Source organism: Simkania negevensis Z, from assembly GCF_000237205.1.
Lineage (GTDB): Bacteria > Chlamydiota > Chlamydiia > Chlamydiales > Simkaniaceae > Simkania > Simkania negevensis.
This window is the reverse complement of the sequence record NC_015713.1, coordinates 2042887-2057260: the sequence shown is the minus strand read 5'-3', so window position 1 is coordinate 2057260 and position 14374 is coordinate 2042887. Positions and strand designations below refer to the sequence as shown.

Annotated in this window: 12 protein-coding genes; all 12 read left to right on the top strand. The window is 38.5% G+C overall.

Going from position 1 to position 14374, the window contains the following annotated elements; genetic code table 11:
- The first annotated feature begins 878 nt into the window (after positions 1-878).
- The 12 genes from SNE_RS10100 (at position 879) to SNE_RS10045 (ending at position 13796) form a co-directional block, all read left to right on the top strand.
- A complete protein-coding gene (locus SNE_RS10100; protein ID WP_041419051.1) occupies positions 879-1691 on the top strand; it encodes a hypothetical protein in 813 nt (270 codons plus the stop codon).
- Positions 1692-1694: 3 nt separating this feature from the next.
- Complete coding sequence (locus SNE_RS10095; protein ID WP_013944317.1) at positions 1695-2507, top strand: hypothetical protein; 813 nt, start codon at positions 1695-1697, stop codon at positions 2505-2507.
- Positions 2508-2517: 10 nt separating this feature from the next.
- Positions 2518-2973 carry a hypothetical protein gene (locus SNE_RS10090; RefSeq protein ID WP_013944316.1) on the top strand — a complete coding sequence of 152 codons (456 nt, stop codon included), beginning with the start codon at positions 2518-2520 and terminating at the stop codon, positions 2971-2973.
- Between the two features lie 29 nt (positions 2974-3002).
- The gene (locus SNE_RS10085) at positions 3003-4481 is read left to right on the top strand and encodes a hypothetical protein (protein ID WP_013944315.1); all 1479 of its coding nucleotides are present in this window, start codon (positions 3003-3005) and stop codon (positions 4479-4481) included.
- A 19-nt stretch (positions 4482-4500) separates the two neighbouring features.
- Complete coding sequence (locus SNE_RS10080; RefSeq protein WP_013944314.1) at positions 4501-5364, top strand: hypothetical protein; 864 nt, start codon at positions 4501-4503, stop codon at positions 5362-5364.
- A gap of 454 nt (positions 5365-5818) precedes the next feature.
- Entirely contained in the window at positions 5819-7228 is a 1410-nt protein-coding gene (locus SNE_RS10075) for a hypothetical protein (RefSeq protein ID WP_013944313.1), read from the top strand.
- A gap of 1289 nt (positions 7229-8517) precedes the next feature.
- On the top strand, positions 8518-8922 hold the full coding sequence (locus SNE_RS10070; protein WP_013944312.1) for a hypothetical protein: 405 nt from the start codon (positions 8518-8520) through the stop codon (positions 8920-8922).
- Positions 8923-8975: 53 nt separating this feature from the next.
- Positions 8976-9806, top strand: coding sequence for a hypothetical protein (locus SNE_RS10065; protein WP_013944311.1), 831 nt, complete (start codon positions 8976-8978; stop codon positions 9804-9806).
- 15 nt (positions 9807-9821) lie between these two features.
- Entirely contained in the window at positions 9822-10244 is a 423-nt protein-coding gene (locus SNE_RS10060; protein ID WP_013944310.1) for a hypothetical protein, read from the top strand.
- A 24-nt stretch (positions 10245-10268) separates the two neighbouring features.
- The gene (locus tag SNE_RS10055; RefSeq protein WP_041419047.1) at positions 10269-10787 is read left to right on the top strand and encodes a hypothetical protein; all 519 of its coding nucleotides are present in this window, start codon (positions 10269-10271) and stop codon (positions 10785-10787) included.
- Between the two features lie 112 nt (positions 10788-10899).
- Positions 10900-12816 (top strand): hypothetical protein, encoded by a 1917-nt coding sequence (locus SNE_RS10050; RefSeq protein ID WP_148259009.1) that lies wholly within the window; start codon positions 10900-10902, stop codon positions 12814-12816.
- Positions 12817-12851: 35 nt separating this feature from the next.
- Positions 12852-13796 carry a hypothetical protein gene (locus tag SNE_RS10045; protein WP_013944307.1) on the top strand — a complete coding sequence of 315 codons (945 nt, stop codon included), beginning with the start codon at positions 12852-12854 and terminating at the stop codon, positions 13794-13796.
- The last annotated feature ends 578 nt before the right edge of the window (positions 13797-14374 follow it).

Here is a 14374-nt window from a genome sequence, read left to right as displayed (position 1 = left end):
CCCCCACTTGAATTGCATAACGGCCCTTTTTCATGAGTTAACTTATATTTCATTCATTCTCAGGGGTTTTTCTCATTCTTCCCACCCTTTTTGCCTCTTCCCTTTGCCAAAAAATGCTGAGAATTTAAGAGGACTTTCTCTCTGGATAATAAGCAAAATAAACCAAGATCTCATGTTAATTATTGATATTAAGTAGTTTATATCATCGTCCTCACATTAACGAAGGCAGAAATCGCTAAGCTCATGGTGCTTCTCTCTCAATCTAAGTCCAACATAGGTCTTTTTTAGAGGACCAAGCCATTTGTAATCAATGATCTAAAAATTTTTTTAAACGTAAGTATTTTACATTTAATAAATTACGATAACAATGTTAAATATATGTTTAAAAAAAATAAGTTTGTGTTAATATTAATATAGATTTGGGTAACGAATAGAACCTAATAAAATATAATCTAATATAATAAACTGTTTATTAGGGTGCATAATTCTCTTAGTAAATTTTAATAAGAGACCATAGGTTCTAAACAAGTCATCCAAGACAACTTGTAGAATCCTACCATTCTTTTAAAATTTCCAAAGTAGAATCATGCATTCGTGAGGCTAAGGTCTGAGCAAATCTTTGGATTTGCTGGGGTTAGCTGAAGCGTTATATAATAACGTGTCGTCTAGAGCGCTTCGCACCTTGAGAAAAATATCGCATCTGTCACATGCCCATGTACGGAAGGGGGTGTGCCAAAGAGTGCTATATTTTGAGGTTGCGTGGTCGCGTCTACTTAAGGTTATTCGCGTCTTAAACCATTCTCTTTACAGCAAATATCATCATAAGATCTTGTTCATAGGACCTTTGCCTCTGCAGAGATAAACAGAGGGAGAAGGATATGACATTTCCTACGACATATAATTCACAAAGCGCTTGGATGGAGCAGCAAAACCAAGAGTGGTCTAATGATATGGACACACTCGATACACTTCAGACTCCAACAGCACAGCTGTTGTATATTGTTGAAGTGCTTGCTCCGTTCCTAGGGGAGACTGCCTCTGATTGTCTCGCATGGCGAGCTAATGATATGAATATTGTATCGGAAGTCTTTGACCCCGATATCAGTACCATGAGCAATTGTTATAATGATGTTCTAAAAAATGGAGAAGGTGGCGGTTCAGTATATACACAAGATCTTCAAGATGTAGATACTGCAATGAATGCTGCCAACCAAACTCTTTGGTATGCCTTCACTTGCCCAGCATTTAGCGATAATACAGATCTACAAGATCAACTTGTGAATAACATGTCTGATTTCTTTGAATGTGACCCGACTTACAGTACATACACGATTACAGTAGATGGACAGGCGCAATCTGTCTCGGTTCCTCAGTTTGATCCTAATGGCACTTCCTACGGAATGCAAAACGATCAATGGACACTAGAAAACTGGGACGGAGGATCTTGGGATGTTTCTTCAGGAGGCCCATCTTCAAAGAACTATCAGAATTATTTGGAAGAGCAGTCTGGTTGGAACCAAGACCTGACAATGATGTCAGACTCATGCGATACCGTTAGCGCTCAGATGCAAGCGATGATGCAACAAAACGTCACGATGCAACAAGAAATAGATGGAGCATGGAATAACATGATTCAAGAAAAGGCGAAAGGCCTTGCCTATCAAATCAGCAAAGAAAATTCGGGGAGTTAACAGATGGCGGATAATACCCTTTATTATACGACCCAACAAGGTTGGGAAACCCAACAGGATGAGCAATGGGATAAAATGATGACAAAAATGGATTCATTGCCCCCTCAAGCCGCTCTAGAGTACTTTTTTGTCACGATGGTTCAGTTTTTATTTAGCCATTTTGATGGATTAGAGGCTTGGGCTGGATATGACATGAATGCTTCATCAGGTCTTGAAACAATTTTGAGTAACATTACCCATGATGTCAATATGTGTGAAAGTGGGAATGGTTCAACTGAAACAGTTGATGATGCAGTGAGCAATATGAATGCATTTCTAGTTCAAGAATATACAGATCCTGCGCTGACAAACGATCAGCTGATCACACAATCACAGAATTCAGGGGAAGATCTATTAGGCAGTAGTGATAATTACACTGTTACAAAGGTGACATATGATGTCTATTATGACGGATCGGACTCACCCACAGAGGTGGCTGTTCCTCAAATCACGTCTTATAATGCGAATGCTATTTTAGCAGATTGGGATGGGCAAAGCTATTCGGTTCCGGGAACTTCGGAAGTTCCTGAAGGCAACGGCAGTCCTGAGATCAATCCTACAGACCAGGGATATCAAGCTTATTTAACAGAGCAAAGTCAATGGACGAATGATTTAACCACAGTTGACGATAGCTGTGGAGAGATAGATCAAATGGCGCAAGCAGAATATAGCCAAGTTCAAAGTGAAGATAAAACATTGATGGGAACAGATGAAGATGGATTTAATAACTTCGTGAAGAACCAATCTTACTGGAACCAACAAATAGGAAATAGTTAAGGAGGAGAAGATGGCAGAGTCGCCAGATGGAGTTTTTACAATACCTGAGAATGCTCAGCTTTATGTCATGGAAGCCTCGGACAATAAGATTACAGCAGACTCGATTCTGAATAATTCTGTGATTCAACTTGCGATCACACTTTCAAACGAGCTGGAAGATATTTCGACATGTGAAATGAACGATGTCTACGACATGACTCAAGGAACTTATACTGGTTGGATGGCAACCGGGGGGTGTCCGGGTCTTTATACCGGTGATTCGGATGATATCAGTATAACTACCACATTAATTAATGAAGCTCAATCGGTTTATGGAGCGCAAACTTCGACAGCTCAATCGAGTGAAAGTAACTTGACGGGACACGTAAAAATGATACAGCAACGGATTCAAGCAGTCGAACAGTTTATGTCTCAGGTTGTCGGAGAAATGGATTACCTTGCAAGCCTACTCGCACAACCACTTTAATAACAAAAAAACGAAAAAAAAGGTTAAAAATGTCAACAATTAGTAAAGAACAAGCGAATTACAACTTAGTTAATACTCAAAATGTCACAGCGGCAACAGATGCAATCAATGAGCAAGTCGTAGATCAAGCAATCGCAGCGATGATCGATGCGATGAATGAAGTTCTTTCAGATAGCGATTTAACAGAACTTGCAGAATTTGCAAATGGCTCTCATTTTGAATTTAAGACTGAAGAAAAAAGATCTCCATCAGATGAGCAAATCGATAATTTGATTGATACGATGAACGAAATTCTGGACCAATCTGAGGAGCCAACTTACGAACTTTCTACTGGAAAAGATCTAATGCTTCAACTTATTGCAGCATTACAAGAGTCTCAATCAAAAGAGTCAGAAGCTTCAAATATTGTTGATCAGGCACATGTTGCTTCAACTCTTGCAAATGCAAAACAACAGGCAGAAGACTATAAAAACGACCTACAAGAAATGAACAAGAAGCATCACTGGTGGAACAAAGTCGCTAATATTGCAAAAAAGAGTGCTCCATACGCTATGGTGCTTGTGGGAGTTATCACTGAGAACCCAGCGCTTGTTGTTGGCGGTGCCATGATGTTATTGATGTCAAAAACACCGGCAGTATCTGGATTGACAAATGAAATTTCTAAGGGGCTACAACAAGTTATTCCAGCTCTTAAAGAGCATCCAGAAATCGCACATGTCATTGCTGCTGCTATAACTGTTGTAGTCATCACTGCTGTAACAGGTGGACTTTGTTGTGCAGGGGCTGGCATAGAGGTTGCTGCAGATGAAGCCGCAGAAGTTGGAACCGAACTTGCAGATGTTAGCTCAGAGAATCTTTCTGCATTGAAAGAAGAAGGATCTAAAAGCCTTAGTTTTAACACGGAAAAAGCAGGAAAAGCAGCCAAATCAGGAGCAAGACTTGGATTTGCCATGTCTCTTTCTTCAGAAAGCACAACAATTGCAAAGAGCGTAGCAAGCATAATTCCTGAGGATGACAAATGGGCAAGAAGAATTGTTTTTGCCACAACTGAATTGATCCTTATGGTGGTTTCACTCAGTGCTGGATATAGCGGACTAAAAGGAATGACAGTTGAATCGGAAGGAGTATCTGCTTTCTCAAACATATCAGAAAAAATCACAGAGACTTTTGGTGAAGATGCAGGTAGAATCATGGAAAAAGTTGGAAGTGTGGTCGACTTTGTTTCAAGAAACGCTACTACCATCACGTCAGCACTTATGGTTCTTACTGGCCTTGCTAATATCACACTTTCAGCTAGCCAAATGACCTATGCTAATGCAGTAGCAGAAATGGGCAAGGTTCAAGCTGATCTTGCGATCTTAAATTCTGCGGAAGAGATCAATCAAGCAGGTCTAGATCAAGAAGAGCAAGACATTAAAAATGTGATTTCAACATTCTTAGCTGAAGAGAAATTTGCGGATAGCATGGTAGATGCTCGTAATACTTTAGCTGCACTATTAGCTCAGTAAATCGAAGGGGAGAGAAATAATGTTAACAGTAAATAATACACAAAGTGAAAACAACATTGGAATCGTAGGTTCGACTTCTAGCTTGATTGCTCAGTTGATTGAAATTTATACGAAGCTTTCAGTTCTTAACTCGGCATTGAATGTCGTTGATACTAAAACAGAACGACTTTCAAGCAAAAACCAAGCAGAGAATATCAAAGATGGTGCTGAGCATAAAGCAAAATCGATGAGATGGCAGGCAGGCGCAGGTCTTGTAGCTGGGGCTTTCGAGATAGGCGGCGGTCTTTTTTCAATGGGAAAAAGCTATTTTGACAATCAAAGCCTTCAGAACGAACTCGATAACATTAACAAATACAAAGATGAAATCAACAAGTCTCTACAGGTTTCTCCAGATGCTGTTCTTTCGAATGGGGCTGAAGGAGAAGCAGCATCGCGGGCAAAGATCGCGAAGAAGCGCATGCAGGAGTTAACCCATCTTGATGACTTTAAAGACTTAGATGAAAATTCTACACAATTCAAAGCTGACTCAAAAATGTTTTATGAAGCTGAACCTGAAGATCGTAAAGCGCTGAATAAACACTTAGATGACCTCTCGGTAGAGAAGAAAAAAGAGATGATGTCAAGTAGAACCCATGAGCTTACTTCATTATATGCTCGAGGTCTTAGTGGAATTGCCAATGGAATTGGTGGCATGTTTGCTGCAAATCAAACAAATAAAGCAGGTATAAATGAAGCTGAAAGCTCTCTCGACCAGACTTCTGTGGGAATGATGCAATCAGCAGTGCAACAAGCTGCTAAAACAGCTGACAAGTACGCTGAAATGGCGAGTCAGATCATCGAGGTTTTAGTACAACTTAGTGAGGCTGATGTATTTAGAAGCTAATTTTGTAAATAAGAGAATTACTTCCTTTCTCTAGTTCTCTGGCCGCTATGCCAACCTTCCTTTCCCCCTCCCAAAATAAAGAAAGAGGGTGTAGCGGCCTTTTTATTAGAGCAAGTAAGTGCTCAGAAAAAACAAAAAGAATTACTTCCTTTCTCTAGTTCTCTGGCTGCTATACCTTACCTTCCTTTCCCCCAAGAAATATAGAAAGAGGGTGTAGCGGCCTTTTTATTAGAGCAAGTAAGTGCTCAAGAAAAACAAAAAGAATTACTTCCTTTCTCTAGTTCTCTGGCCGCTATACCTTACCTTCCTTTCCCCCAAGAAATATAGAAAGAAATTGCAACTGATTTTTTTATAGATATTGAATAAATTTATATTTTTTATCATTAATATGTAATAAAATTACATTTATATGTTATAATATCTGGTAGATAAGGAAAAAAGAAGGGAGATTATAATGAGCTCTATTTTACCACAGTCGTCAGACCAAAAAGTGAACGCAACTCAGTCATCGCAAGCCACTGAATCAAAAGCAGGGATTAATTGGAAAAGTGCTGCAAGTTCGGTGATCGAGTATTCAATCGATGTCTTTTACAAAATTGGTAATGTTGTATTTGGAAATCCCTGGATTGTTCCTGTTGAAGACCAAACAAGTGAAGCGAAACCTAGTGTCATCACGTCAAAAGAAAGTGTCCAAAGCAACATTGATAAGCAATCCGATGAGATGCGAACCAATCTGAAAAATGTCCTTCAAATTCTTATTCGCCTTAACATGAGTCCAGAAAGAGCAGTTATAAGAATGTCAGAAATAAAGATATTTTTTGATCAGGAAGCTAGTGAAGAGCAAATCGTAAGCGATTTAAAGTTTATGATCGATCACTTAGACGAATTGTATTTTGGTCCTGCTATTTGTTCACCACAAGAAAGTGTACAAGCAAGAATTGACACATTGCCCGAATTGGTGAGACCTAATTTGAAAGCGGTGCTACAAAGTTCAAAGGAAAAGGGAAGAAGCGGATTAGAAGTGGCATCACACCATCCAACTTTAAGAGGTCTATTATCGTATGATGAGAGAACAAGTTTTGAGCAAGTGAGTAGCGACTATGAGTATATGATGGATCATTTAGACGAATTGGATTTTGGTCCTGCTGTTCGTTCATCAAAAGAAAGTGTACAAGCAAGAATTAACACATTGCCTGAAATGCTGAAGCCTAATTTGAAAGCGGTGCTACAAAGTTCAAAGGAAAAGGGAAGAAGCGGATTAGAAGTGGCATCACACCATCCAACTTTAAGAGGTATGTTATTGTATGATGAGAGAATAAGTCATGAGCAAGTGAGCAATGACTATCAGTTTATGGTGGATCATCTAGACGAATTGAATTTTGGTCCTACTGGTCACTCTTCAATGGAAGGCATTCAAGTTAAGCTAAGTGTGTTAGATAATGGCGCAAGACCTGGGAATGTTATGAGGATTCAACGCATGTTTGATAGAATGACTCCTCAGGATCAAACAGAATTTTTTGCTATGATAAAAGAAATAGAAAAGCAGGGTGTAGATGCTTACGAATTTATTGTTTTATATAATAGCAAATTTTTGAGTACAGAATGCCAATTAAAAGAAATAATTTACGATGAATACCAAGCTGGAACATCTCTTGAACAGGTTCGTAGTGATTTATTGTTTATCTTAAAAAACTCTAAGAGTTTTAACTTTGAAAAAGGACGAATAGAAGTGAAAGAAACAGCCGCGGTAGCCCTGCAAGTAAAAAAAACTAAGAAGAAGAAAAACGTCCGCTTTAATGACCAAATAGTGGTTCGGCCCATTGAAAAGGCTAATCTAGGAATAAGATCGTCTCGTTGGGGATAACTATAGTCCAGCTAAAGCAATCAAAAATATGAGTTGAGCAAAAGCCAAGATTAAGTTCTTGGCTTTATTGCGTTTACCTTTTATTTTTTATCGTAAATCTTTCATAGTGAATGCTTAAACTAATTCAGCATCTGATGTAAGAAAAGGAGACTGGGGAATTTCTCTCGCATTTGAAGATGTTGTTATTCTACTGAAAACCAATATATTAGATGTGAAGTTGGTTTAATGTTTGGTTATTAATAGGTTATAGTTTTCTGTTTTTTTTGTCTTACATCAGAGGTTGGTACCTATATAATACAGGGAGAGGGAACGTGGAAATCATAAGTCATTTAGAGCGAGTGTAATGGAATTTTGAGACTTGGATACGGCGATTTTATCGATTTTAATCAATTGTATTTAAGTAACTTAAAAAATAATTAAATTTTTAGTTGATTATTTATTAGGATTTGGTAAAATAAAGATTGTAGGGAAGGTATATTTAATAAAAATTCTCTACAAGTATAGATAATAAGAATTGTTATAAGAGTAATAAGTAAACCATATCTGTTTTTATATCACCTTAGTGTGTGAATTCAGAGTATCTGTCAAAATATATAATGCTTTAAACAGCAGATACAGTTGATTCAGGCGCTATCATAAACCTAAGTTACAAATCAGTCTGTTATGGCTGAGCGGAACTTTAGCACTTTTTTATTTTTATTTGCTTACCCTTGAGAGGGTTGAGAAAGATTAAGTTTATCTGTGCGTGCTTAGTAGCACAGCAAAATGATAGGGAATTGTAGAAAAGGAATCATTAGATTCCAAGACAGTTTTGGCGCTTCCAGAAGCTGAGTAGGGGTACTAGGGCACTGGAGGTCAGGAGCAGATTTTAGGCTAGTAGAGGGGGCTTTGAGAAAAAGCAGGAAGAGCAGCCTAAAGTTCAGAGCCAAGTGGGGCTATAGAAGAGAGACATTCTAAGAGAGTCCCAGGTATTCTCGCTGAGGGGAATAGAGAAGTTGAAACAGCGAAGGTCGGCTCGCGCTCTATAGGAAAACTCATTACACCATCCATGGGAAGGATTTGTTCTCGATCTCAGCTAGGATCGAGGAGAAGTAGGGAGTTTTTGTGCCAAAACTGGGCAAATTTTTCGGGGATTGGGTCTGAAAAGTTTGGAAAATCTCAAATAAATAACCGGTTATTTGGGGGAAAATGTTGCCAGGGGTAGAGAAAGGAAGGATTGAGAGATCGATAAAAGTAGATCTAGACCTAGCTAGATTTTTTCCTAAAAGATAAATAGGTGGTAATAATTTATGGATTATCAAGAATTATTGAGAGTTCTACAAGCTTTAGAAAGTGGTCAAAAAGATGAGAGGCTAGGTCAATTATTTAAAGGGTTCAAAGAACTATTAGAACTCCAACTTGAGCATAACAATTTAATGAATCAGAATGAAAAACCGTCGATGGATAGTCTTAAGACTCTTGTTTCTAAAATGACGGCGAATTTAGACCAACTCCAGGCAAAGTATAGAGATTTTTGTGAGAAATCAGGAAAGTCTCCTGAGGAGATGAAAGAGTATTTTTCTAATCCCAAAAACTTTTCTACAGGAGCTTGGGAAGAATTACAGAATTTTAATAGAAAGTTCGGTGTCGATACTGCATCAAGACAAATCCCTAAGAAAAAGAAAAGAAGAAAGAAAGTATTTGTGAATATCTAATAATAATTAGTTGTGCCTGAGTAAATATTTAATATAATAAAGGAGTAGAATTTATGTCTGGGGATGTTTCACAAATTCAACATGACTACGAGCAGGTTGGAGCTGACGTGAATGCACGTGATAAGTTGTATCAACAATACAACATTGATTGGGGGCAATTTATGCAAATGTTTGCAGAAATGAAAGCTGGAAAAATGAATCCTGACATGTTGATCAACTATTTTTTCTATATTTTAATGCCAAAAATTCTCGGAAAAACTGAAGATACGCTAACAATCGTTGGTGACCAGCTAAACGTTCTTTCTGACTATAGAAGCTTAATTGCTCAAGCTCAGTCAGATTTCGACAAGTTTAGTTCAGGAAATGATACAGGATCTCAAGGAACTCAAGATTATAATGACTTGATTCAATCGTTGGAGAATATCCAAAACGCCCTGAAAATGGATACTGGTAATGATACAGTCTTAGATTCCTCAACTAGCTCTCAAATTGATGCAGCGGTTAGTGCTCTTATAGGAGATCCAAGTAAAGGAACAACAGGGGCTCTTAATGACTATTCACAATTTGGATTTAGCGATGGAGCTGATTTCCTAAATGCTCTTTGGACGCAATCAAAAGATCCAAACGATGGAACTAGTACGAATTCTGATCTTTTAGCTTTAGGTGGTAGTCAGTCAATTCCTGGAGCTGCGGAGATCATTAAAACGATTACAGAACAGTTTAATACCGTTAACACGGGAAGTAGTACGTTTAGCCAGGCTAAACAAACCGATGTCCAATATCAATCAAGTGCTTACCAACAGCAGCTTGGTTTGGACAACAACGTTTTACAAAACCGTGCGAAGTTCGATTCGTCAATAGTTCAGAACGAAAAAACAAGTTAATTAGAAGGATGAAATATGGGAATAATACGTGTTGTTGAAGCGATTGATAATAATAACATCTCTGGAGATAAAGCTCAAATAGCTGACATGATGTTAACCATTCCTATTGGTATGGCAATGATGAATTTGCAAAATGCGTTCACAAAGATTTTAGATAACGATGTATCTACAATTACTGATGATTCTACGAAATGGCCGGATGATCCATCCAGGCGTTCAGCTCAGCTTCAGAAAGATGAATTGAATTACCAACTCGATAGTACGAGAATGGATTCATCAACGTCTCAATTTCGAACTTTATTTGATACATCAAAGCAACAAGTGACCTCAGATGTTGAGTCACAGAAAAATATTGTTCAGTTAGATGACTCGGTCAACAGTGTTATGTCGACTTCAGCAAATTTGGTTCAAAGAGGATCAAGTTACGGGAAAGCTTAATAATAGATTAATAAAGGAAGTAATATGACAGGAAATACTAATCAAGATAGTACAGTGGAGCCACACAAGAATTACATGTGGGCTCTTTGCGATACGACAATGAAAGCTCAGCTCTCAACTGGGCAAGTTATGAATTCAAATGCTCTAATAGCTAACGCCTTGTCTGTGCTTATGGATGCACTTAGTCAGGCCTATGTTGGAGATCCTAACGCACCTTTCACACCGGATGAAGATCCCACACAAGGAAGTATTAGCGGTCATACTCTATCGTGGTATGTAGACGAAATGCAATATTTAGCTGGTAAAGCAGGAAAAGATACAGATCAAAAGCTCAGTTTTGAGATGTCTTTTGTTCAACAGACTTATTCTTTGACAAATACTTCTATGCAAGAAAATGTGAACGTTCTTAACAACAGTACTCAAGCCGAGTCGCAACAAACTCAACAAGATAACTCAGCATTACAAGGACTTATCACACTTGCATCAACAGGAAATGGTTCTGCAACTTACGCAGCGAACCTAATGCAACAAACAATGGCGTAATAAAATAATTAATAAAGGTTTTTAATTAATCGGAGTAATAAATATGTCAAGTTCAAACAATGTTTCTAACGGATCTGGAAACGGAACAATTAGTCAAAGTCAATACGAAAAAATGGTAGCAGAGATTGAAGCTTCAGAAAGAAACAATGAGAAATATCTTCAGCAAGAACAACAGTTACTTAAACAAATCGAGGATGTTGAGAAAGACGAATATAGTCAAGAACAATGGATTAAAGATCACGATCACTGGTATGACAAAGTAGCAAGTTGGTTTACAGATGCAATTGATGAACATAAATCGCAAGAAGCTGCAGATAAAGCAGAATTAAGTGTTCTTCAAGGACAGTTGGCGAGTCTTGAAAAGAAAATTAATGATGCTACGGAAGCTCAATTTGCAATGCCGATTGAAATGCTTAATTTGCAGGTTCAAAAGCTATTTAAAGAAGTTGCTAGTTCTGGTGGAATTACACAAAAGCTTCTCGAGGATGTGATGCAAGTCATGACTGAAGTTATGGCGCTCGTGCAGATGATTCTCGCTCAAACTGATAACAACAAAGGAAATCAGGAATCACGCATTAGTAAAGTGAATGTAATGCAGTACCAATTAGCTAACGATAATACAAGAACGCAGCTTAATGAATACATTTCAGCGCTTCACACAGCTTCAATTTTAAAGATTGTTAGTGATGTTGTGAAGGCAGTTGTTTGTGTTGCAGCGATTGTTATCGCAGCGGCTACTGGCGGAGCTTGTGCTGTTTTCGTTGCAGTGATTATCGCAGCTCTTGTGATGTCTGGAGCAACTGACAAGTTGACAGAAGCTATTGCGAACAAATTGAAAGAGGATGGCCTTTCTAGTGGACTAGCGAAAGTCTTATCAGACGTCATCGTGACAGCAATTATGGTTGTTGGCACACTTGGAGTAGGAGCACTTTCTGCAATTGCAGAGGGGGTAGCAACAGAGGTTATTTCAAGCGTACTAGAAAATGTTGTTTCAGCTGTTGCTGATGATGTTGCGACATCTGTAACTGAAGATGTTGTAGAAGATGTCATGGAAACTCTTGGAGAGAATGTTACGCAGAGCGTCGAAGAGGCGGCAACAAATGCTGCTAAAACAGTTGCTCGTGATGTTGGAACAGCTGCAGGAAAGGCCGCTCTAAGAAGTGCAATCCGCGACGTTCTGAGACAGGCTTTAGTATCTACAATTAAGCAAGTTGTAACTACAAGTGGAAGAGAAGCTCTAACTGAAACTGTTCAGTCAGCAGTAAAAGAAGCTGTTCAGTCTGCAGTCGCTGATGCAACAGAATCTATTACAGAAGCTGCAACACAAGCTGCGGTTAAAACAATTGCTGAAGAGCCAGCTTCTGCTATTTCGTCTGCGGTAGATAGCATTTCAGAGTCAGCTACTGCATCGGCAACAGATGAGTCTGACAGTGCGTTCAGCAGAGTTATGAGCAATGCAAAAGATTCTGTTAACTGGGGTAAAGCTGCGGTGAATGGAGTTGGAACAGGAATCATTGGAACGAACCTACTTTCTGACTCACTTGGAGCAATTCTCCAGGCTATCTATGGAAAAGACGTGAAGAAGAAAGAGTGGTACCAAATCGTTATGAGTATCGTTCAAGTCATTCAAGACATTCTTGCAGTTGCACTTATGGCTAAATTTGGTGGCGATTTCATGAACTCTTCTAGCGAAGATGGCATCTTAGCTAAACTTGGGAATATGGATAACCTCCAAAAAGGTGCTTCGGCAGCAGCTTCATTGGGAGAAGCCGCAATGGGTATTACACAAATGATTCAGGGTGGAATCACTAATAAGGAAGCGGACCTTACACGAAATCTCGGCCAGGATAAGGATGCGATCTTAATTATTAACCAGCTCATTGAAGATATGAATCAGCTTGTAAAAGATCAGCAGCAACATCAGTCAACTGAGCTTAATGACGAAATTAATAATACACTTAAAACTGATAACAGCTTAAACCAAGCTGCACAAAGTTATGCTAACGCACTAGCTTCTACAGCTGTATAAACAATAAGTTTAATAAGGAATATTAAGGATTAATTATGTCAAATTTACAAACTCAAGATACTAATTTCGCAGCTAAGTCAGCAGTTCTTACAACTGGAGCAGTTCCTGCATCATCAACGGATGCTAAGAACGCAGGGCAGGCAATTGGATATGGCTTTTTGGTTGCAGCAAAGTTAGCTCTTTACAAGCTAGAAGATAGTTATACAGAGCTTCAGCAGCTTGCAAGTGAAGTTACACAACAACAGTATACATTGACGCAAGAGATTTCACAATTCCTAGGGAAAATGACATTAAATTCAATGAATTCAGAAGCTACCCAATTACAGACTCAAGCGGTTGGACAGTTTATCATGGGTGGTGCTGCTCTTGGACTTGCTGGATTCCAAATGTATAAGAATTACAAGATGGATTCTCAAATGTCTAGTCTTTCTAAAGAGAATGAAAATCTTGAAGAGTATAAACAGCAATTTTCTGAAGATCGTGAAAAGGCTCCGACTCCATTGTCGAACAGACCGAGCATTGATGATACACAAGAAGACACAACAGTAAAAACACGTATTAAAGAGTTGAAACAAGGGAATTTTCAAGAGAAGTTCGATACTAAAGTTGACGCAGACGCAGCAAAATTGTCATCAGACGAAAATGCTAAGGTCATCCGTGATAATGCTCAAAGGAAAATTGATTTCAATAATCAAGAAAGAAACAGAATTTCAAACGACAAAAATACATTTAGTTCTTATATCCAAGCAGGGAATAATGTTACTAACGGATTTACCCAAGGTACTACGAACACGATTAATGCAGAGCAGAAGAAAGAGCAAGCTCAGTACGAAGCTGCATCTAAAGTTTCTCAATCGACACTTGGTATGGTCAATGCAAGCGAATCTTACAAGTCGATGGATGGCTTCCAGCAAGATGCACTTAATGTCTTGAAGACTATCGAAGCACTTGAGCAAGCAAATAGATATCAACCTGCATAGAAAAAATGGAGTGAATTAAGATAAATAACCTTTTTTCCATCTTTTTAGACTAAGTTGGTCTAGAGTGGCCGTTATGCTAACCCTCCCCCGGCATAACGGCTTTTTTTTACTAGTCCACTCCGAGTCTGACCTACTTCGCTGCATCAGCACATAGAATTCATATTGGAATAAGTCCCTAAGGCTCTTTAGTGTTTTCAAATCATAAAATAACATGATTCTATACGTATTGTAATAAGCTGAACTCTGGGTTTATTTTGCTTAGTCTCAGGAGAGAAAGTTCTCTTAAATTCTCGGTATTTTTGCCGATGGGAAGGGCCAAACGGTCCTTTTCGAGGCAAAAAGGCTGAGAAGGAAGAGAAAAATCCCTGAAAATGAGTGAAAGAAACCCAGAGTTCAGGTTAATACCAAAATCCCCATCATGAAAAAAGGGAAATGGTATGTGGAAATAGGGATTAACTAATATGAGAAAGAGCTTAAAAAGAGGGTTGTAAAGTATCAAAGGAGGTGGGCTCAAGTTTTTAGGTTTACATTGACAGAGCCAAAAACAGAAAGTTGTAACACCTTAGAAATCTTCTTCC